Annotated in this window: 18 protein-coding genes; 11 read left to right on the top strand and 7 right to left on the bottom strand. The window is 40.2% G+C overall.

What is annotated here, in order from left to right; all coding sequences use genetic code 11:
- The first annotated feature begins 34 nt into the window (after positions 1 to 34).
- On the top strand, positions 35 to 1,303 hold the full coding sequence (locus tag H9X96_RS16210; protein ID WP_187667307.1) for a hypothetical protein: 1,269 nt from the start codon (positions 35 to 37) through the stop codon (positions 1,301 to 1,303).
- Here the strand turns inward: H9X96_RS16210 and rodA are convergent.
- From rodA to purN, 7 genes are all read right to left on the bottom strand, one after another.
- Positions 1,296 to 2,561 carry a rod shape-determining protein RodA gene (gene rodA / locus H9X96_RS16215; protein ID WP_187667308.1) on the bottom strand — a complete coding sequence of 422 codons (1,266 nt, stop codon included), beginning with the start codon at positions 2,559 to 2,561 and terminating at the stop codon, positions 1,296 to 1,298. The two genes, H9X96_RS16210 and rodA, sit on opposite strands and share 8 nt — an antisense overlap.
- Positions 2,562 to 4,607: a penicillin-binding protein 2 gene (gene mrdA / locus H9X96_RS16220; RefSeq protein WP_187667309.1), complete on the bottom strand. Its 2,046-nt coding sequence runs from the start codon at positions 4,605 to 4,607 to the stop codon at positions 2,562 to 2,564. It lies immediately after the preceding gene.
- Complete coding sequence (locus H9X96_RS16225; protein WP_187667310.1) at positions 4,607 to 5,122, bottom strand: rod shape-determining protein MreD; 516 nt, start codon at positions 5,120 to 5,122, stop codon at positions 4,607 to 4,609. Before H9X96_RS16225 ends, mrdA begins: the two co-directional genes overlap by 1 nt.
- Positions 5,112 to 5,951 carry a rod shape-determining protein MreC gene (gene mreC / locus H9X96_RS16230; RefSeq protein ID WP_187667311.1) on the bottom strand — a complete coding sequence of 280 codons (840 nt, stop codon included), beginning with the start codon at positions 5,949 to 5,951 and terminating at the stop codon, positions 5,112 to 5,114. Before mreC ends, H9X96_RS16225 begins: the two co-directional genes overlap by 11 nt.
- Before the next feature lie 106 nt (positions 5,952 to 6,057).
- The gene (locus H9X96_RS16235) at positions 6,058 to 7,080 is read right to left on the bottom strand and encodes a rod shape-determining protein (RefSeq protein WP_008246482.1); all 1,023 of its coding nucleotides are present in this window, start codon (positions 7,078 to 7,080) and stop codon (positions 6,058 to 6,060) included.
- Between the two features lie 88 nt (positions 7,081 to 7,168).
- Positions 7,169 to 8,695 carry a bifunctional phosphoribosylaminoimidazolecarboxamide formyltransferase/IMP cyclohydrolase gene (gene purH, locus H9X96_RS16240; protein WP_187667312.1) on the bottom strand — a complete coding sequence of 509 codons (1,527 nt, stop codon included), beginning with the start codon at positions 8,693 to 8,695 and terminating at the stop codon, positions 7,169 to 7,171.
- A gap of 145 nt (positions 8,696 to 8,840) precedes the next feature.
- Positions 8,841 to 9,419: a phosphoribosylglycinamide formyltransferase gene (purN, locus tag H9X96_RS16245; RefSeq protein ID WP_187667313.1), complete on the bottom strand. Its 579-nt coding sequence runs from the start codon at positions 9,417 to 9,419 to the stop codon at positions 8,841 to 8,843.
- A 669-nt stretch (positions 9,420 to 10,088) separates the two neighbouring features.
- Here purN and rpsT point away from each other — a divergent pair.
- The 10 genes from rpsT (at position 10,089) to H9X96_RS16295 (ending at position 21,951) form a co-directional block, all read left to right on the top strand.
- Complete coding sequence (gene rpsT, locus H9X96_RS16250) at positions 10,089 to 10,343, top strand: 30S ribosomal protein S20 (RefSeq protein ID WP_062550312.1); 255 nt, start codon at positions 10,089 to 10,091, stop codon at positions 10,341 to 10,343.
- Between the two features lie 59 nt (positions 10,344 to 10,402).
- On the top strand, positions 10,403 to 11,098 hold the full coding sequence (radC, locus tag H9X96_RS16255) for a DNA repair protein RadC (RefSeq protein ID WP_187667314.1): 696 nt from the start codon (positions 10,403 to 10,405) through the stop codon (positions 11,096 to 11,098).
- A gap of 6 nt (positions 11,099 to 11,104) precedes the next feature.
- A complete protein-coding gene (locus H9X96_RS16260) occupies positions 11,105 to 11,941 on the top strand; it encodes an endonuclease/exonuclease/phosphatase family protein (protein WP_187667315.1) in 837 nt (278 codons plus the stop codon).
- Positions 11,942 to 11,998: 57 nt separating this feature from the next.
- A complete protein-coding gene (gene pheT / locus H9X96_RS16265) occupies positions 11,999 to 14,398 on the top strand; it encodes a phenylalanine--tRNA ligase subunit beta (protein ID WP_187667316.1) in 2,400 nt (799 codons plus the stop codon).
- Positions 14,399 to 14,446: 48 nt separating this feature from the next.
- Entirely contained in the window at positions 14,447 to 14,737 is a 291-nt protein-coding gene (locus H9X96_RS16270; RefSeq protein ID WP_187667317.1) for a hypothetical protein, read from the top strand.
- A gap of 32 nt (positions 14,738 to 14,769) precedes the next feature.
- Positions 14,770 to 15,060 (top strand): cell division protein ZapA, encoded by a 291-nt coding sequence (locus tag H9X96_RS16275; protein WP_062550307.1) that lies wholly within the window; start codon positions 14,770 to 14,772, stop codon positions 15,058 to 15,060.
- A 307-nt stretch (positions 15,061 to 15,367) separates the two neighbouring features.
- Positions 15,368 to 16,930, top strand: coding sequence for a ribonuclease Y (rny, locus tag H9X96_RS16280; RefSeq protein WP_187667318.1), 1,563 nt, complete (start codon positions 15,368 to 15,370; stop codon positions 16,928 to 16,930).
- Between the two features lie 124 nt (positions 16,931 to 17,054).
- Positions 17,055 to 17,561, top strand: coding sequence for a DUF962 domain-containing protein (locus H9X96_RS16285; protein ID WP_187667319.1), 507 nt, complete (start codon positions 17,055 to 17,057; stop codon positions 17,559 to 17,561).
- Positions 17,562 to 17,674: 113 nt separating this feature from the next.
- Positions 17,675 to 20,458, top strand: coding sequence for a TonB-dependent receptor (locus H9X96_RS16290; RefSeq protein WP_187667320.1), 2,784 nt, complete (start codon positions 17,675 to 17,677; stop codon positions 20,456 to 20,458).
- A gap of 98 nt (positions 20,459 to 20,556) precedes the next feature.
- On the top strand, positions 20,557 to 21,951 hold the full coding sequence (locus tag H9X96_RS16295; RefSeq protein WP_187667321.1) for a hypothetical protein: 1,395 nt from the start codon (positions 20,557 to 20,559) through the stop codon (positions 21,949 to 21,951).
- The last annotated feature ends 262 nt before the right edge of the window (positions 21,952 to 22,213 follow it).

Raw genomic sequence — 22,213 nt, forward strand, 5'->3', positions numbered from 1 at the left:
AACATAAAACATCAAATCTGTCGTTATTAAGCCTATGATGAACCAAGAAGATATTTTTAGAAAGATAGGATTGATTTTAGAAGAACTTCAAGATCAATATGCCTATCTGGCGAGAAACCAGCAGCAATTAAATGAGTTAGAGCTGGAATTGTTTATGGCAAATGCCAGCTTTTTGTCCGATCATGTTCAGATTGTCAGGAAATTAAACTCCGCGAAAATTGTAAAGGAAATTCCAGCACAAGCCAGCCAGGATGCTGTTTCTGAAACTGCAAATGCGGAAAATCAGGTGACCTGGGATCAGCCATCAAAACTTCAAGCGCATTCGGAGAGCCCTGAGAAAAATGTAATCGTGGAAAACACGACTATAGCTTCAGCACAGGAATCCGCAACAGAAGTTCCAGTAACTGGCGTATATGACCACAAAGAAGAAGAAATAACACCGATTCCAGCACCAGAACTTCCAACATTTGTTCCTCCTGTAATTGCGGAAACACCAACATATTCCAACGAATTCTTTACGGAATCTGCGACTGAAAAAGAGTCCTTCCAGCTGGATAAAGAACCGTCAAGCTTTGAGTTCATCCTGAAAGACCTTGGGGCTACCGATAAATTCGACTTCGAAGAGAAATCTGTAGATGCGATTTTCGACCGTCCTCTGACTGAAGAAGAAGCACGCATCATTGCCGAAAAGAAAAAGTTAAAAGAGCAGGAAGCACCGCATCAGGCATCAGTAGCGGCTAACAACGAGGACGAGATGGGTCCTGAGCCATTTTTGGTAGCCAAAGAAGAAGATGTTGTTCCTCCTGCGCATACCCAATTGCAGCCTGATCCAATCGCAGAAAAGATCTTTACAGAAAGGATTGTTTCAGAAACGATTTTCGTAGCGCCTATCGTTCCAACTGTAGAAAGACCAGCTCCTGTAGCGCAAAATACTCCATTAAGCCCAATTAAAACCGAAAGCCCTGAAGAAGCTCCAGCTAAACCAATGTCTTTAAATGAGCGATTGGCAAGTCAGTTGGGAACAAATTCTGCTACGAACAATACTGATTCAAATAAAAACACCTTAAGTGATTTGAAGCAGGGCATCAATCTAAACGATAAAATGCTGTACATTAAAGACCTGTTTAACGGTTACAACCTGGCTTATGCAGAAGTGATAGATTTATTGAATAAGATGGCTGACTTTAAAACTGCGGATACCTTTCTGCAAAATAACTATGCAGAAAAGAACAACTGGGCGGCAAAATCAGCAACGGTAACTAAGTTTTATGAACTGTTAAAACAGCGCTTTCCTGTTAAATAAAGCCCATCCGGTTAGAGTCCAGTTTTAAGAAGATAAACAGCAATACAGTGAAACTCCAAAGTGAGGACCCACCGTAGCTGATAAAAGGTAAAGGAATTCCAATTACGGGAATGATCCCAATGGTCATTCCTATGTTAATGAAAACGTGGAAAAAGAGAATACTGGCCACGCAATAGCCGTACACCCTGGAAAAGGTAGAACGCTGTCGCTCGGCGAGATTGATGATCCGAAGGAGCATAAAGATGTACAATGCAACCACCGTAAAGCAGCCTACAAAACCCCATTCTTCACCAATGGTGGAGAAAATGAAGTCAGTACTTTGCTCAGGTACATAACCATATTTCGTTTGTGTACCTTCCAAAAACCCTCTTCCGGTTAACTGCCCGGAACCAATGGCAATCTTCGATTGAATGACATTATATCCAGCTCCTTTAGGGTCTGTTTTAAGGCCCAGCAGGATTTCAATCCTTGTGCGCTGGTGAGGCTCTAACACCTTTTCATATGCGAATTTTACCAGAAACAAGTAACCAACTGCCACCACTGTGACGATGATACAGGAGATCATGACCTTGTGTTTTCTTCTATTCTGATAGATAAACAGACCACCTATGGCGAGGATGAGCGGGATTAATATCTCCGAGGGAACTAGGAAATCTGCGATAAACAGCACGATCATTCCTAAAAAGATCAATAAGAAATAGCCTGATAGTCCTTCTCTGTACAATGGAAACATAAAGGATAAAAACACCAATGCTGACCCTGTATCCGGTTGAAGCATAATCAAAAACAGTGGAATCCCTACGATCACAGCAGCGAAAAATATAGATTTGATATCCCTGAATTTGGGATTAAAAGAGCTCACATACCTTGCCAGGAGCAAGGCGGTACCGAATTTTGCCAGTTCAGAGGGCTGGAGTCTAAAGCTTCCCAAAGGGATCCAGGCCTGGTTTCCGGCTACTTTTCTTCCTACAACGAGTACGGCAATGAGGAGGAGCATCGTGAGCCCATACACAATGGGCGAGAAGACACTGAAGAATTTGGCATCCAGTAATAAGATGGAAAATCCAAGAATCAATCCGGTAATGATATAGATCAGTTGCTTCCCGTATTTGGCGGCAAAGCTAAAATCGTTAGACTCCACGCCATTAAAAATCGAAGCGTAAATATTTACAAACCCAATGGTACACAAGGCGACGTAAAGCAGGATGGTAATCCAGTCTACATTGAAAAAGAAACGGTTGCCTTGCTGTGTTGTCATTTATGGTGTTTGTGAAATGGGTTTACTATTTGTTGTTTTTGCAGGTATACCTACTGGTTTTACGGGTACGATTGCCGCTTTTGCGGGTGCTGTAGCTGTTGCTGCACCAGAGGCTGGAGCAGTTAGGACCTTTGCAGGGGCCAGAGACTTTTGAGTAGAGTCTTTTTTCAAAGAATCAGTCAGCAATGGCTTCGCTTTTAGTTTCGGTTTTTTCGGCACAGGTAAGATGACTTGTTTTTTCATCCATTCTGCACCAGCTTTTTTATTTACCGAAAGGCTATCTTTTAAGTATTTTTCTGCGATATAACTGGCAATAGGAGCAGCATACGTACTTCCGAAACCTGCATTTTCTACCACTACCGCGATGGCAATCTTTGGATTGTCGCGGGGCGCAAAACCAATAAATACCGAGTGGTTTTTTCCACGTGGGTTTTGTACTGTTCCTGTTTTACCACACATGATAATGTTTTCAATTGCGGATTGTCTGGCAGTACCCCATGGTGCATTTACCGCATCCTGCATCCCGTCAATAACGGGTTCAAAGTGTCGGGCATCCACATCCACATAGTTTTTTCGGGCATATTCTTTTTTGATCACTTTATTCTCACCGATCGCTTTAATCAGGTGGGGTTTTACATAATAACCTCTGTTCGCAATAATGGCCATGATGTTGGCCATCTGTAATGGCGTAGCATCCATTTCTCCTTGTCCAATTCCTAAGGAAATCACCGTGGTATATCTCCAGCGATTGCCGTATTTCTTATTGTAATGCTCAGCAGTATATAAATTTCCTGGACGTTCTGATGGAAGATCTACTCCTAGTTTTTCGCCAAGCCCAAATTTCCTTACCCGCTTCTGCCATTCATCGTAGGCGATCTGCTGGTTTTTGAATTTCTTCTGCGTGATGAGTTTTTGAAACACATAGAGTGCGTAAGTATTACAAGATCTGGCCAAACCTTTCCGCAGACTGATATTTCCGTCTACGTGCTCACATTTTACCTTATGGTTTCCAGCCATATAATAACCTGGACAGTTAAAGGTAGTATTTGGATCTATGACACCTTCCTGTAAGCCCAATAAGGCATCCAGTGGCTTGAACGAAGACCCTGGGGAATAATAACCCTGAATCGGACGCACGGTCAACACGCGGTTTGGATTTTTCTCCTGATTGATCAGGTCCATGTAATTATTACCCTGCTGACGGCCCACCATGAGATTGGGATCGTAACCTGGGCTACTTACAAAAGCAAGAATTTCTCCTGTTGCAGGTTCAATGGCTACAATACTGCCCACTTTATTTTTCATCAGCTCTTCGCCCAGCTTCTGAATGCGGAAGTCCAGGGAAGAAATTACTTTTTCTCCGGATCTGGCAAGTGTATCAAATTTCCCCTCGGCATAACTGCCTTTCGGTACATTTCGGGCATCATACAGCATGTTGATGATCCCTTTTTCACCACGAAGCACATCGTTATATTGCTTTTCGACACCTGCTTTTCCAATATAATCACCAGGACGGTAATAGCCCTCGCTCATTTCTATATCTTTCTTGGACACTTCTTTTACATAGCCAAAGAAATGACCTGCGAGACTATCGGGATAATACCTCACCGTTCTGCTTTGCACAAAGAAGCCTGGAAAACGAGCAAGCTGCTCAGATAAGGCAGCATAAACCTGTACGGAAAGTTGTTTTTCAAAAATACTAGGCTGGTATCTGGATTGGACAGTCGCTCTGTTGAAACTCTTCTTAAAGCGTTTCATGTCGATGCCAATGATGTTGATCAGCGATAGTGTATCAAATTCTTTCACCTGATTTGGGATCACCATCAGGTCATATACCGGCTCATTTTGAACCAACACTTTTTCATTTCTATCGAGAATTACCCCTCTGGCTGGGAAGGTATAGATCTTACGCAGTACGTTACTTTCGGCAGAAAGGAAGTACTTATCGCTGGCCACCTGAATATAAAACAGCGTACCGACCAGGATTAAGGCAACCAGTATAAATAAGCCCTGAATAATATATTTACGGTTAAACAGATTATCCATTAGCGTGCCTTCCTGTTATAGAACATGAATTCTATGAGTATAATTAAAAATAATGTAAATATACCACTCAAAAGACACCTCAATAGGGTGTAAGAGAACTCTGTTAAGCGGAATGTTTCCAGGAAAAAGAGCACCAGGTGATGAGCAAAAGTACAAAGGGTGGCATAAATGCTGAACCATTTGAAACCCATATTTCCGAGCGTAGGCTCCGGTTCGTCAAAATTGTCTTTGTTTACGGTCAATGCAATAAAGGATATCCTGACAAATACCAGGGTCACACAGGCAGTGGTATGTACGCCCAAAGTATCATAAAACGCATCCATGGTTAAACCGGTTGCAAAAGCAATCAGGTATAATAGCAGGTTTGGTGTTTTAAAGGGCAGTAAGAGTAAAAAAAGTATGTAAACAAAGGGAGTGGCCAGGCTGTAAAAGCTCAGGTTTCTAAGAAGTAAGATCTGAATAAAAAGTAGTAAGAACCATCTGAAGATGTTTACCAATATTATTTTACTGTTCATTTGGCAATTTTAATTCTAAAGCTTTCTGTTCTTGTGCTAATTTGTCTTTAATGACATAAACATATTGTAAGGTACTAAAATCATTGAAAAGATCGATTTCGATCGTCATGAAATTATCCCCTGTGGAGATGCCGGTATTGCTCACTCTACCAACTAGGATGCCTGGAGGGAAATGGGAGTAACTGGAGGTCACGACCGTATCTTTTAAGGCAATCTTGAAGTGATTAGGCACATCTTTGATATAGGCCTTTCTATAGTCAAAATTCTTGGTTCCCCATACTAAGGTCCCCATTGCATTGTTCTTCTTTAAGGTGACACTCACTTTGGTGTCTTTATGCAGTAGAGATTCAATGGTGGCCAGGTGTTCTGAAACATCTCTGATATAGCCCACTACACCTTTTCCTGCAGAAATAACAGCCATACCACTTTGAATACCATCGGCAGAACCGCGGTTAATGGTGATGATGTTATTCCTTAGCGCAATCGAATTTTTGATGACCCTTGCTGAGAGATATGTGTATTGACTTTTGTTGAGCGTGTCTTTAACGACCACATTTTTGGCACTGTCGATACTGTTGAGTGCAAGAAGTTCTGTTTTTAGCTTCGCATTTTCTGCTGCCAAGCTATCATTTACATCCCCTAGATTGATGTATTTTTTTAATACATTCAGGTTTTTATAAGCGGTACCGACTACTTCATTAGTGGAGTTAACGGTTACACTGCGCTGATAGGAGTTATTGCTTACTGTCAGGTAAATTCCGATAGTAAAGAAAATGATAAAAAAGAAAAATGCGTTGTATCTGTTTATAAAAATCCAAAGGTTACGCATACTTTTCGATTCGGGGTTTTAGTTTTTGTAAACTGAGTTTAAGCTTTAAGTTTGCCAAAAGGCCTGATCAGCCGGGAAATGCTTAAAACTTAAACTCAGGCTACTTTTATTGCATTAAGAATTTATAACCACCAATATTTTTCAGGGCGATACCTGTCCCACGTACTACTGCACGAAGTGGATCTTCGGCAACGTGTACTGGAAGTTTGGTTTTTGCTGCTACACGTTTATCTAAACCGCGTAATAGGGCACCCCCACCAGTCAGGTAAATACCAGTCTGATAAATATCGGCAGAAAGCTCCGGAGGAGTGATCTCTAATGCTTTAAGAATTGCTTCTTCAATTTTCGAAATAGATTTGTCCAGGCAATGTGCGATTTCAGTGTAAGAAACGGTGATTTGTTTTGGTACACCTGTCATTAAATCTCTACCTTGAACAGCGAAGTCTGCAGGTGGATCAGTCAATTCCGGCAATGCCGCACCTACTTCAATTTTGATTTTTTCGGCAGTACGATCTCCGATCATAATGTTGTGCTGACGACGGATGTAATTCACGATGTCAGAATCAAAGTTATCTCCTGCAACACGGATCGACTGGTCACATACGATACCTGATAACGCGATTACCGCGATCTCAGTAGTACCACCACCTATATCGATGATCATATTACCCATCGGCTCTTCTACGTCGATTCCGATCCCTACAGCAGCTGCCATAGGCTCATGAATCAGGTAAACTTCTTTTGCGCCTGCGATTTCCGCTGAATCTCTTACTGCACGTTTCTCTACCTCAGTGATACCGGAAGGGATACAAATCACCATTCTTAACGAAGGGAACATCCATCCTTTACCACCATTCAGCATGCGGATCATTCCTTTGATCATCGCTTCTGCGGCATTGAAATCGGCAATTACACCATCTTTAAGCGGTCTTACTGTACGAATATTATCGTGCGTCTTTCCCTCCATTTGCATGGCCTGACGGCCAATAGCGATGATTTTATTTGTTTGTCTGTCGAAAGCAACAATGGATGGCTCATCCACTACTACTTTGTCATTATGTATGATTAGAGTGTTAGCCGTACCTAAATCGATAGCTACCTCTTGTGTAAACCAATTAAATAAACCCATTTATTAGGTGATAATTTAAGTATTAAAAATTCTGTATACTATAGTAATGTAAAACTACGTCTTTTTATTGTATTCGCAGTTAAATAAATTAGTGTTTAAAATGTCTAATACCCGTGGTAACCATTGCGATGCCTTTCTCATTTGCCATATTGATCGAGTCGGCATCTTTAATTGAACCACCTGGTTGTAAAACTGCAGTAATGCCTGCTTCAGCTGCGATTTCTACACAATCCGGGAAAGGGAAGAACGCATCAGATGCCATTACTGAACCTTCCAATGGGAAGTTGAATGCATTTGCTTTTACGATGGCTTGTTTCAAAGCGTCTACCCTTGAAGTTTGACCTACACCACTCGATAACAATTGGTTGTTTTTTACAAATACAATGGTATTAGATTTGGTGTGTTTTACGATTTTATTTGCAAAGAAAAGATCTTTAAGTTCTTCAGCAGTAGGTGCTTTCTCCGTTACTGTAGTCATCTGATCTGCATTTTCGATGATCAGATCTTTATCTTGTTCAATTACACCATTCAATAAAGTTTTGAATTGTTTTTTGCTCAATTCTACTTCATTTCTCTGTAAGATCACTCTGTTCTTTTTCGCGCGGAAAAGTGCTACAGCTTCCGGCTGGTAAGCAGGGGCGATCAGTACTTCGAAGAATAATTTGTTGATTTCTTCAGCAGTTGCCAGGTCGATTTCGCGGTTAGCGATCAATACACCACCGAAAGCACTGACCGGATCACAAGCCAATGCGGTATCCCATGCTTCTTTGATGGTTGCTTTTGAAGCTACACCACAAGCATTGGTATGTTTTAAGATGGCAAATGTAGGCTCTTCGAATTCATCGATTAAAGCAACAGCAGCATCTACGTCAACCAGGTTGTTATAAGAAAGCTCTTTACCATTCAATTTAGTGAACATAGCGTTTAAATCACCATAGAACACACCTTGCTGATGAGGGTTTTCACCGTATCTCAGTACCTGAGCAGTATTGATACTTTGTTTAAATACATTTAATGGCTCTTCTGTATTGAAGTAGTTGAAGATGGCCGTATCATAGTGAGAAGAAGTATGGAAAGCTTTTTTCGCATAAGCTTTACGCTGAGCGATCGTTGTTGTTCCTTCTTGTTCTTCTAATTGAAGTTGTAAAGTGGAGTAGTCGTCTTTTGAAGCAAGGATCACTACGTCATTGAAGTTTTTAGCAGCTGCTCTGATCAGAGAGATACCACCGATGTCAATTTTCTCAATGATTTCTTCTTCAGAACCACCAGCTTTTAAAGTTTCTTCGAATGGGTATAAATCTACAATAACCAGGTCAATTTCAGGGATTTCATATTCATTGATCTGCTCCTGATCTGAAGCCAGGCCTCTTCTGTTTAAGATACCGCCGAAAACTTTAGGGTGTAATGTCTTTACCCTGCCTCCTAAAATAGAAGGATAACCTGTAAGGTCTTCCACTGCTGTAACCGGCAGATTTAGGTCTTTAATAAATTGTTCGGTGCCACCAGTTGAAAATAACTGGACACCCTGTTTAGCTAACAGGCGAACTAAAGGTTCTAAACCATCCTTGTAATAAACTGAAATTAAAGCGTTTTTGATCTTTATCGATTGACTCATTAGAGAAAAATTTTGAGCCGCAAAAGTACCCATTTTTCTTTTAATGTCAAATGCTTATTTGCAGTATATTAAAGGAAGATTATCTTTCTAATCATCTGGCTCTTTTTCAGCTGTTGTTTAGAAAGAAATCCTGCTGAATCTGCTGCTATTTTTTGATCTTTTTGAGGATCGATTCTACGATGCGCGGATAGTGGTTGTGTTCCAGCTGCTGTCCTTTAAATTTGATCATTTCCAGGTTGTCATCTTTTTCAATCTTGTATTTTGCCTGGTAAATGTATTCACCTTCATCGTAGTTTTCGTCTACATAATGAATGGTAATGCCGCCTTCTGGTTCTTTTGCTGCCATCACTGCATGGTGTACATGATCGCCATACATACCTTTTCCGCCAAATTTAGGCAGGATTGCAGGATGAATGTTGACAATACGTCCTGGGTATTCATGAATCAGGTTTTTTGGAATCAGCCATAAGAATCCAGCCAATACAATTAAATCGATCTCCAGATTTTTCAGTAAGCCAATGATTTTTTCAGTATGGTAAAATTCGTTCCTGTCAAAGATATGAGAAGGGATTTCAAAATTATCTGCACGCTGTAATACGTAAGCATCAGGATTGTTGGTCAGTACCAATGCGATTTCTGCTTCAGGATGGTGTTTAAAATGCTCCATTAATTTCTGGGCATTAGAACCCGAGCCTGAAGCGAATATAGCGATGCGTTTTTTCATAGGTGCATTTTTTTTAAGAGAAATCAAGCGGGCTCTGCCTGTTTAAAGGCGGATAATATTTTTCAAAAATAGTATTTTAAGGCTTTACTGGAAGCTTTTTGTTGCTTTTTGTCTTTTTGTAGCAGAGGAGCGGGGGGGATTTGTTTTTTTAATGGTAGGAATGATCTAAAAAAGCGGGGAAGTGTTCGGGAAGTGTTCGGGAAGTGGTCGGCCTTATAATAGGGAACGGAAGGGCTTTGGTTAGGGTTCGCGTAGGGTTGCCTTAGTCTGTGTTATCCAGACCCTAACCGAACCTCTTCCTCCATCTTAAGTCGGGCAGGTCTCTTCCCGGTCACATCTACACTTCATTTCCGCCTTTTCTGATAATTTCTCTTTATGTCGTTTTTTCTGTTACCTTTGTCGCAGTATGCAAAATCACCTTATGGTATTCGGTATGCTCGCAGCGGATGCTTCATCAGGAATTGAAATTTTTAAATAAGCTTATCTTTCTAAAGTATTATAAATCAATAATTAAGATTTATTGAAAATATTTACGAGTTCATTTTGCATATTAAAAACATTAATTCTATATTTGCAGTCCGAAAAAAAGGAAAAACAAAAGGCTGGTAGCGGTTGGGTTTGTGCCCAATATTCTTGAAAGCTTTAAAAGGAATATTATAATATTGAAAAATGGCAAATCATAAATCTTCGTTAAAAAGAATTAGAGCAAACGCAACTAAACGTTTACGTAACAGATATCAGGCAAAAACTACTCGTACCTTTATCAAAAGGTTACGTGCTGCTGAAGATCAAAAAACAGGAAAAGAGTTATTACCGAAAGTAATCTCTATGTTAGATCGTTTGGCTAAGAAAAATGTTATTCACAAGAATAAAGCAGCTAACAACAAATCTAAATTGACTAAATTTGTTAATGGCTTAAAATAAGCATAGCTTTACAATATTATAGACGGGATGTGCTTATGGCATATCCCGTTTTTTTGTTTATGGCTATTTATGAAACGAGATTAGGAATTAAGCAATGGGCAGAAGCAGATCGGCCCCGGGAGAAGCTCATCCTTCATGGGCGCAGGCACTTGACCGATGCCGAATTGGTTGCAATATTTATCGTTTCAGGGAATGTGGAAGAATCTGCCGTAGATTTAAGCAAGCGTATTCTGGCTTCCTGCAATCATGACCTGGATGCTTTAGGCAGGATGAGCGTGCAGGATTTATGCAAGTTTCGTGGAATAGGCGAGGCGAGGGCGATCTCCATCATCAGCGCATTAGAACTTGGCCGCAGGCGAAAACCAAGTACGGTTATCCTACCGAAAATTACCAGTTCTCATGATTGTTACCGGGAACTCTCCCCGGTATTGACAGATTTAACCCATGAGGAGTTTTGGATCTTATTACTCAACAGGGCCAATGAAGTGCTGGCAAAACTACAAATCAGTGTGGGTGGATTATCGGGAACGGTAGCCGATCCAAAAATAATTTACAAGATTGCGCTGGAACATGGGGCATCTTATATCGTATTGGCACACAACCATCCTTCGGGAAATCTAAAGCCCAGCCCTGAAGATCTTCAGCTCACCAATAAACTAGTGTCCGCAGGGAAGTTACTGGACCTGCCGGTGCTGGATCACTTAATTATTACAAACAAATCCTTCTTTAGTTTCAATGATGATGGCTTAATTTAGCCAGCCATGAAGAAAATCATCCAACTCAGTATAGCTTGTCTGCTGCTGATGGCAACAGCCTATGCGCAATCGGGAAAACCGTTCCATGTAATGTCCTATAACATCCGTTTAAATGTAGCCTCTGATGGCGTAAATGCCTGGCCAAACCGTAAAGATGAAGTGAAAGCTTTAGTGAGGTTTCACGATGCAGATATTTTATGCGTGCAGGAGGCCTTGCCTTTACAGGTAGCGCAGCTGCTGGAAAACACAAACTATGCGATGGAAGGAGTAGGGCGTGATGACGGAAAGCGTGAAGGGGAATTTTCTGCCATCTATTATGATAAATCCAGGTTTACGAGGAAAGATGGCGGGACTTTCTGGTTGTCGGAAACGCCAGAGAAGCCTTCTAAAGGATGGGATGCGGTGCTAAACCGGGTTTGTTCCTGGGTAAGACTGTACGATCGCCTCAATAAAAAAGAATTTCTGGTGTTCAATACCCATTATGATCATATTGGTGTGCAGGCGAGGATTGAATCTGCTAAGCTCATCAAAAGAAAAATACAGGAAATTGCACCAAACTTACCGGTAGTGTTAACCGGAGATTTAAATGTAACTCCTGAAACAGAAGCGATTGCCACCATTAAATCTTTTCTTATTGATGCGAAGATGGCTTCGGCGGAGCCTGCTTACGGACCGGAAGGAACTTTCAATAACTTTAAGTTCGACAGCCCTTTAAAGGATAAGATTGATTACATCTTTGTGAACAAAGGTTTTAAGGTGCAAAAGTTTGGCGTGTTATCTGACAGTAAAAATTTAAGGTATCCATCAGACCACTTACCAATTATTGCCCGTTTATCTTTCTAAGAGGTTTACACCGACGGCATTATTTTATATCTTTGCATTTTATACCGAACATATAACATGAAGATATCATACAAGTGGCTGACACAATTTCTGACAACTGATAAAACTCCTGAAGAACTTTCCTTAATCCTGACCAATATCGGGCTGGAAGTAGAAAGTCTGGAAACCGTACAACCGATTGCAGGTGGTTTAGAAGGATTGGTGATTGGGCAGGTCATCAGCTGTGTGCAACATCCTAATGCCGATCGTTTACGTGTGACTACGGTAGATGTAGGGACAGGAACGAATATTCAAGTGGTATGCGGCGCGCCAAATGTAGGTGAGGGCCAGAAAGTGGTGGTGGCTACTGTAGGAACTACCGTTTATCCGAATGAAGGGGAGCCTTTCAAAATCAACAAATCTAAGATCAGAGGCGAAGTTTCTGAAGGAATGATCTGTGCAGAAGATGAAATCGGATTGGGGGTTTCTCATGATGGGATTATGGTGCTTCCAGAAGCTACCGAAGTTGGGATTACTGCGAAAGCCTATTTTAATCTGGAAGATGATTATTTGTATGAAATTGGATTGACGCCTAATCGCGCTGATGCAGCTTCTCATTTAGGTGTAGCAAGAGATTTAGCAGCTTACTTACGTTTGCCGATCACCATGCCAGATGTTGCTGCTTTCAAAACAGCAAATGAAAATCTAAGCATCCCGGTAACGGTGGAAGATAGTGAAGCTTGTCCAAGATACAGCAGTGTTTCTATCTCTGGAGTAACCGTAACAGTTTCTCCAGACTGGTTACAGGATAAATTAAAAGTCATCGGCATTCGCCCGATCAACAATATCGTAGACATCACCAATTATGTATTGCATGAATTAGGACAGCCTTTACATGCTTTTGATGCAGATCAACTGACTGGTGGCAAAGTTATCGTGAAGAAATGTACCGAGGGTACCGCTTTTGTAACGCTTGACGGCGTAGAACGCAAGCTTTCATCAGAGGATCTGATGATCTGTAATGCGGAAGCGCCAATGTGTATCGCTGGTGTATTTGGCGGTAAAAACTCTGGTGTAAGCGAAACGACTACAAATATCTTCCTGGAGAGTGCTTATTTCGATGCTAAATCGGTACGTAAGACTTCAAAAAGACATGGTTTAAAGACTGATGCCTCTTTCAGATTTGAGCGTGGTACAGATCCTGAAATTACCGTTTACGCTTTAAAACGTGCGGCTTTATTGATCCAGGAATTAGCAGGCGGAGAGATTTCTTCTACTGTTTCTGATATTTATCCAGCACCAATTGCTGCTTTTGATGTAGAAGTAAACTACAACAACATCAATAAGCTGATCGGTGTAGAGATTCCTCATGAAGAGATCAAAGCCATCATTACTTCATTGAACATGGAAGTCGCAGCAGAAACTGCGGAAGGATTGTCTCTAAAAGTACCAACTTATAAAGTAGATGTGACCCGTGAATGCGATGTAACGGAAGAGGTATTGAGAATCTTCGGTTACAATAATATTGAGATTCCAACTAAAGTGAATGCTTCTTTATCTTACGGTACTAAACCTAATAAAGAACAAACACAGCATGTAATTGCAGATATGTTAACTGCAAACGGCTATTTAGAGATCTGGTGTAACTCACTAACTAAAGGGGCTTATTCTAAAGTACCGGAAGAAGCGGTTCATATTTTGAACCCATTGAGTTCAGATTTGAACGTGATGCGTCAGGGCTTATTAATGCCTGCATTGGAAAGTGTAGCCTATAACCTGAACAGGAAAACAACTGATATTAAGTTTTATGAATTCGGTAAAACTTATCATTTGATCAATGAGAAATATGTAGAACGTCCGCGTTTACTGATCGTATTGTCTGGATCTAATCAATCAGAGCAATGGAATCACAAGCCATCACCAGTAACTTTCTACAATTTAAAAGCAGCTGTAGATGCAGTAATCGGACGTCTGGGGATTACCAATTACCAATCGGAAGAGGTAAAAGATGAAAACTTCGCTTATGGGCTGAAGTATTTCAGAGGCGATAAAGCGATCGTTACTTTTGGTGCGGTGACTGCTGCTGATCAGAAAACGGCTGATGTGGAAAAAGACGTGTTTTACGCAGATTTTGACTGGGCATTGCTGTTAGAGATCATTAAAAAGAATAAGATTGTGAACAAGGAAGTATCGAAATATCCTGCAGTAAGGAGAGATTTATCGATGTTGGTAGACCTGGATGTGACCTTCGATCAATTGAAAACTATTGCTTTTAAGACAGAGAAGAAGCTGATTAAGAGCGTACAGGTGTTCGATGTATACGTTGGAGACCGCTTACCGGAAGGGAAGAAATCTTATGCCTTAAACTTCACTTTGCAAGATGAAGAGCAGACCTTAACCGACAAGCAAATTGATGCGGTGATGCAAAAGATTATTTCTAACTTAGCGCAAACAGCAAAAGCGGAAATAAGAAAATAATTTATTGCTTTTAAATAATTTTTAGATTAGTACAAAAACTTTAATAACATGTCTTCGGTTGCCGATCAATTAAACTCCGTATTGCAAAAAACAGCTCGCGTAATAGAGCTCTGTAATGCCTTACAGGAAGAAAACGATTTATTAAAGCAGGAAAATCAAGCGGTAAAAGGGGCACTGGATAATGCTAAAACTCAGCGCGCAGACCTGGAAGAAAAGCTCCGTGTATTGAAATTAGCGAAGAGTATTGAGGGTACAAGTGAAAAGACACTTGATATAAAGCAAAAAATTAACGATTTTGTGCGTGAAATAGATAAGTGCGTGGTCTTACTGAAGAAGTAAGGAAAACAGAAAAAGTGAAACAAAGCTAAGAAATGGGAGAAATCTCGATAAAAATAACTATTTCCGACCGTATCTATCCTTTAAAGGTAAATACTGAAGAGGAAGAAATTGTGAGGCGGGCAGCAAAGATTATCAATGAGCGCATAAAAGACTATCAGGAAAATTATGCGGTTAGGGATAAACAGGATTTGCTTTCTATGGCAGTGCTGCATTATGCAACGGCAGTACTGAGGGTAGAGAATAAAGTCCAGGATCAGGATACTGTAGTCGCTGAAAAGGTAGAGGAACTGGATAGTTTATTAAATGATTTTTTCTCCAAATAGGATCGTTCTTTATATGAGTTAAGATTAGCACAACGATATAGCCGCAGCTAGATCTTGAGTTTCACAATTTTAAAAACTTAACACTTCAATATTTATAGAATTAAGAGGGTGTATTTCATCTGCATTTATGTACCTGAAAATGACCTAAATTCTAATTATAACTCGTTGAGGTTTTTAATACGTGGGACTTTAAGATTTAGTTGCGGTTTTTTTTACAGAAAAAATTTACGTTGTCGCATGGGAAATGAACACCAAGAGCTGTTCTGCCCTCGGGACAAGGGAAATATATAAATACAGATGAATTAAAATGGAAATAGTAGGAATAATTGGATATGTACTGGCCGGCTTAGTTGTTGGCGTTTTAGTAGGCAGATACCTGCTGCGCAGCTTGCTGAAGAACCAGGAGATTGCCGCACAGACCAAGGTTAAAAAGATGCTTAAAGATGCAGAAAGTAAGGCTGAAATTCTAAGGAAAGACAAGCTACTGGAAGCAAAAGAGAAATTTTTACAGTTGAAGTCTGAGCATGAGCAGGAAGTCAATACAAAGAACAACCAGATCAATCAGCGTGAAAACGCAATGAAACAGAAAGAACAATCTGTGAATCAGCGTTTGGAAAACATGAACCGCAAGGAACAGGAGCTGGACAATACGAAGAAGAACCTGGAGAAACAGACTGATGTAGCGATTAAAAAACAGGAAGAAGTAGACTTGCTGAAAAATCAGCATGTAAAACAGCTGGAAACCATTGCCGGTTTAAGTGCGGAAGAAGCGAAAAACCAATTGGTAGAAAACATGAAGCAGGAAGCCCGTACGCAGGCGATGATTCAGGTTAAGGACATTGTGGATGAAGCCAAACTAACTGCAACGAAAGAAGCGAAAAAGGTGGTGATTCAAACCATTCAGCGTACTGCAGTAGAAGCAGCGATTGAAAACACAGTTTCGATCTTCCATATTGAAAGTGATGAGATTAAAGGTCGTGTAATTGGTAGAGAAGGACGTAACATTCGTGCTTTAGAAGCCGCTACAGGAATTGAAATCATCGTGGATGATACTCCGGAAGCGATCATTTTATCAGGTTTCGACCCGGTAAGAAGAGAGATTGCCCGTTTGGCTTTACACCGTTTAGTAACGGATGGCAGGATTCACCCTGCACGTATTGAAGAGGTGGTAGCTAAAACAAAGAAACAAATTGAAGATGAGATCGTAGAAATTGGTGAACGTACCGTAATCGATTTACAGATTCATGGTTTACACCCGGAATTGATCAGAATGGTAGGACGTATGCGTTACCGTTCTTCTTACGGACAAAACTTATTACATCACTCTCGTGAGGTAGCGAATTTCTGTGCAACGATGGCTGCTGAATTAGGCTTAAATGCTAAAATGGCGAAACGTGCCGGATTGTTACACGATATAGGTAAAGTACCTGATGACAACCCGGAATTGCCTCACGCAATCTTAGGAATGCAGTTGGCAGAAAAATATAAGGAACATCCTGAAATTTGTAATGCCATTGGTGCTCACCATGACGAGATCGAGATGACTTCTATGATTTCTCCAATCGTTCAGGCTTGCGATGCCATCTCTGGTGCGCGTCCAGGTGCTCGTCGTGAGGTTGTAGAAAGTTACATCAAGCGTTTGAAAGAACTGGAAGAACTGGCGCTTTCTTACCCTGGTGTAGAGAAAACTTTCGCCATCCAGGCAGGTAGAGAACTAAGGGTAGTCGTAGAAAGTGAAAGAGTAACGGATCAGCAGGCAGAACTGCTAGCAGCCGATATCTCTAACCGCATTCAAACAGAAATGACTTACCCAGGTCAGATTAAAGTCACAGTAATCAGGGAAACCAGATCTGTTTCTTTTGCGAAATAGTTGAGCGTTAAGGCTTAAGTAATTAAGCTGACTCATATTTAAAGCGAAAGCGGTGGAATTATCCATCGCTTTCTTTATTTTTAAAAAATCTAATATCGGATCGCTACAAAAAATGAAGAAACACATGAAGACGAAAGCAGTAGAGAAAAGCAAAGTGGATGTTCTTTTTGATAAATATGCAGAAAGTCATCAAAATCATACCAATGAAATGATCCATTGGATATGTGTACCATTGATTGTTTTTAGTCTGCTGGGTCTGGTATGGGCGATTCCTTTTCCATATCTGGCCTTCCTTGGCAAGTACAATGGTTTTGTAAACTGGGCCTCCTTCCTGATCGCTTTCTCGGTGTATTATTACTATAAGCTTTCCCCGATCATGTCTTACCTGATGCTGCTGCTAATCTGTCTGATGTCTTTCTTTATTGTGATGTTAGAGAAATGGGAATTGGCCGGCGGACCGGCAGTTTGGTTAGTCTGCGCAGTGATCTTTGTAGGCTCCTGGATCGGCCAGTTTATCGGCCATAAGATCGAAGGAAAAAAACCTTCGTTTTTAGAAGATGTTAAGTTTTTGTTAATTGGCCCAATTTGGTTATTGCACTTTATATGCAAAAAAATCGGGTTAAAATATTGAGCCAAACCTCATTTAACATGAAGTTAACACTGTGATAAACGAATGGTAATTGTGAGCTAATATAGACCTAACATTGTGGTAATAGTTTTGCCTGAAACAAATAACAGGGAAAATTGAAATCACAACTACAGTTCAAAAAGGCATTAATTACCGTTTTATTCGTAATTATTGGCAGCACAGTGTTTGCCCAAACCGGCAAAATTTCTGGTAAAGTATCTGATAAAAAAACAGGGGAAACACTGATTGGTGTGACTGTTAAAATTGCAGGTACCACAAAAGGATCATCAACGGATGTGGAAGGAAGATATATCATTAGCGGTCTTGCTGCTGGTAAGTATATTGTAGAGGCTTCTTACATCGGATATACTACAAAAAGAATTACTGATATTGAAGTGAAAGCAACTGGTTCTACCAGTATAGATTTTGTATTAGACGAATCTTCTTCTAACAACTTAAACGAGGTTGTGATTTCTGCAAGCGCAAGTAAGGAGTCTGTGAATACGCTTTTTGCCAATCAAAAAGCCAGCATCAGTATTTCCAGCGGTATTTCTGCAGAGCTGATCAGAAAAAGTCCGGATAAGAATACTTCAGAAGTGTTGAAACGTGTGAGTGGTGCCAGTATCCAGGACAACAAATTTGTGATTGTTCGTGGTTTATCTGATCGCTATAACTCAGCCATGCTGAACAACTCTATGCTTCCAAATACGGAAGTGGATAAGAGAGCCTTTTCATTTGACATCCTGCCTTCGAATTTAATCGATGCCATAGTGATCAACAAAACTGCTTCCGCAGATATTCCAGCAGACTTTTCTGGTGGCGTAGTACAGATCACCACTAAAGACTTTCCTGATAACCCTTTCCTGAATTTATCTTTAGGAACATCGATCAATATGCAGTCTGCGTTTAAAGACTTTTATGTAGCACCAAGAGGTGGTCTGGAAGCTTTAGGGATTTATGATAAAGGAAGAGATATTCCAAAAGGCTTCCCATCAACAGATGTGTTCAGAGCCCTGGAACCGAATTCGGCAGAAAGATTTGATTTATCCAGACAGTTCAAAAACAATTGGGGTTATAACAAAGTAACGGCTAAACTGGGTCCGATCTTTCAATTGAATTACGGTACAAGTAAAGTGTATAAAGACGATTCTAAATTCGGAACGGTATTGTCATTAACATACAGGTATGATGAGAGATTGAAAACTTCAGACCAGAAGGCTTATACCGGACAGGCATTGGGTGATCAGTTTCATGACAATCAATATAACTTCAACACCAATATAGGTGCTTTAGCCAACTTCGCTTACTCTTGGGGTACTAATAAAATCACCCTAAAAAACATCTATAACAGGGTGCTTGAAAACCAGTTTACCATTCGTGAAGGTAAAGATGATGCGGGTGGCGAATTTCTTAGAACCGGTGATTACCTATTGCAGCGTTCTTTATTGAGCAACCAGTTAACCGGTGAACATTTATTAACTTCAGATAGTAAAATCAAAATGGATTGGAATCTGAACTATGCGAATACGGATAGAAAAGAGCCAGGTTACAAGCGTATGGAATATTCTAAAGATGGTGTCGCTGCAATTCAACCGGCTTCAGCTGACGCCAGACTTGCTGGTAACTTCAACTCTAAGCTGAATGAGAATGCTTATGGTGGTGCCTTAAACTTTACCATTCCGGTTTCCTGGTTCCAGGATAAGAACAAAATTAAGTTTGGTTATTTTGGTCAGTACAGAAAGCGAGATTTCGATGCAAGGATTCTAGGTCTGATCAGAAACGGTGATTTTGACAACGCTTTATTGACTTTACCACAGGATCAGATTTTTGCTCCTGAGAATATCCGCCCAAATGGATTTGTATATGATGAGATTACCAATGGTGGCGATCATTATGATGCTAGTGCGCTCCTGAATGCTGGTTATGCGATGTTTGATGGGTACCTGACTAAGAAAATAAGATTTAGTGTTGGTGCAAGATTAGAGTCTTACCAATTGAAATTGAATAGTGTAGACAATGGTAAACCGGTGAAAATTGATTCTACAACAACAAACTTGTTGCCATCTGCCAATTTGATTTACAATTTAACAGATAAAGCGGATATCCGGGTTTCTGCTTCTCAAACAGTTGGGCGTGCAGAATTCAGAGAGCTTGCTCCTTTCCCTTTTTATGATTTCAATAAAAACATGAATATCAGGGGTAATGCTAATTTGAAACAATCGAAAACTACCAATTTGGATTTAGGTTACGCCTATTACCCTGCTTCAGGAGAAACCTTCTCAGTATCTACTTTCTATAAGTACTTCGAATTGCCGATAGAGCAGACTTTGCAATTGGGAAATTCGGGCAGGTCATTGAGCTATGCCAACTCTGAATCTGCTACAGTATATGGAATCGAACTGGAATTCAGAAAATCATTGAAATTCATTGGGGAGCAATTCAACAACTTTACTTTCAATACCAATGCTTCTTATATCAAGTCGGAAGTGGTGGTTTCTAAACTGGTGAATGTAAAAGGTGTAAGACCAATGCAGGGACAGTCTCCCTATCTGATCAATGCAGGCCTTACTTATAACAGCACTGCTGCAAATACTTTGGGTGTGACTTTATTGTACAATAGGGTAGGTCCACGCATCTGGGCAATCGGTAACGTAGAAGATCCTGATATCTATGAGTATTCAAGAAATGTACTGGATCTTCAGGTTTCTAAGAAGTTTGCCAAGTCCAGAGCAGAAGTAAAACTGAACTACAGTGATATTTTGAATAACAAAGCTTATTACTACCAGAAAGTAAAAGGTTCTGATCCAAATGCATCATTCGACAAGAAAACTGATAATGTGAACATTGCAGACCGTTTTGGGTCTTCAGTATCTATTGGCTTCTCTTACAAAATCAAATAGTCTTAACCATAACTTAACACGTATAGCGGCTATACTTAATCCTGAATTAATGCCAGATTAATGTAGCCGCTGTAGATTTGAACAAACAATAAACAGACATGAAAAATAGATTAAACTTAAGCCTGTTAGCATTACTAGTTACAGGAGCGACAGCAATAACCAGTTGTAAGAAAGGCGGTGGCGATGCAATTATTGATCCTATTGTTGACCCATCTGTTCCTGCTACATTAGCAGATGCATTTTTTGATAAAGTAAGTTACAGAGGTGCATTTGGTACCACAGATTGGACTGCTAACTGGACCAACTTCACACCAAAGGCTGCTGCTTATGGTACACCTACAGTGACCTTATCAGGTGATATTTCTGCAAACATGACTTTAGATGCTTCAGTAGTTTATTTGTTGAAAGGATTTGTATATGTTAAAAATGGGGTTACCCTAACGATTCCTGCGGGAACGGTAATCCGTGGTGATAAAGTTTCTAAGGCTACTTTAGTAGTGACACGTGGTGGTAAAATCAATGCAGAAGGAACTGCTGCAAAACCAATCGTGTTTACTTCAAATGAGGCTGTAGGAAACAGAGCTCCTGGTGACTGGGGTGGAATTATCATTCTTGGTAAATCAACCAATAACATCCCTGGTGGTGAGGGGTTAATTGAAGGTGGTTTAACACTTCCTGAAGGAAACCATGGTGGTAATATTCCTGATGATAACTCTGGTGTGCTTAAATATGTACGTGTAGAATTCCCTGGTATTGCTTATGCAACTAATAATGAAATTAATGGGATTACTTTTGGTTCTGTAGGTTCTAAAACTGTAGTTGATTATGTTCAGGTTTCTTATTCTGGTGATGATTCATTTGAATGGTTTGGTGGTACGGTAAATGCAAAACACTTGGTTTCTATTGCAAATGTTGATGATATCTTTGACTTTGATAATGGTTTCTCAGGTAGACTACAATTTTTAGTAGCACAAAGAAATCCAGAATTAGCGGATCAGGCTGGCCAGTCTAACGGTATTGAGTCTGATAACTCTGAGAAAGTTTGGGATTCTAATCCAAGAACACGTCCAGTGATTTCTAACATGACTTTGATTGGTCCTGGTGTGACTGCTGATGCAAAACATGAATATGCTAACCTATGGAGAAGGGGTTCAAAAATGATTTTGGCAAACTCTATTTTCATCGGATTTAAATATGGTATCGATATCCGTGATAAAGAAACTGGTGATGCTTTAGTTGCAACTACTGAAGGAAACTCATTGATCAAAAATAATATTTACCAATCGTTTATTGCAGGTAAAGATATAGTAGCTGACGGAACAACACCATCTTTCGCAAATGTTGATTTGCTTAAAACCTACCTGACTTCAAAAGGAAATACCTTTATTGATGCAACTGCTGCAGCTGCATTATTGGAAAGTCCATTTAGTCTAACTGCTCCTAACTTCTTATTGAAAGCAGGATCATCTGCCGCTGCTGGTGCAACATTCTAAAAACAAGGATGACAATGGATATGTTCATTGAGCTATAACCATTCCTCTTCTCCATAACCAAAATACCCTATGAGTAAATTACTCATAGGGTATTTTGGTTATTATCTTTTGATATTGACCTGAATTGGTTATTGTTTCCTCATGTGAGAAGGAAGATGTTGTGTTGGTTAAAGAGCCGATAATAACAATCCCCGGTATAATGAATAGAGTAGCTGATGAACACTTGCTTAAGTTCCTGTCCATATCTCTTGGTGTTCAGCTA

Source organism: Pedobacter sp. N36a (assembly GCF_014472395.1).
In the GTDB taxonomy this organism is placed as follows: domain Bacteria; phylum Bacteroidota; class Bacteroidia; order Sphingobacteriales; family Sphingobacteriaceae; genus Pedobacter.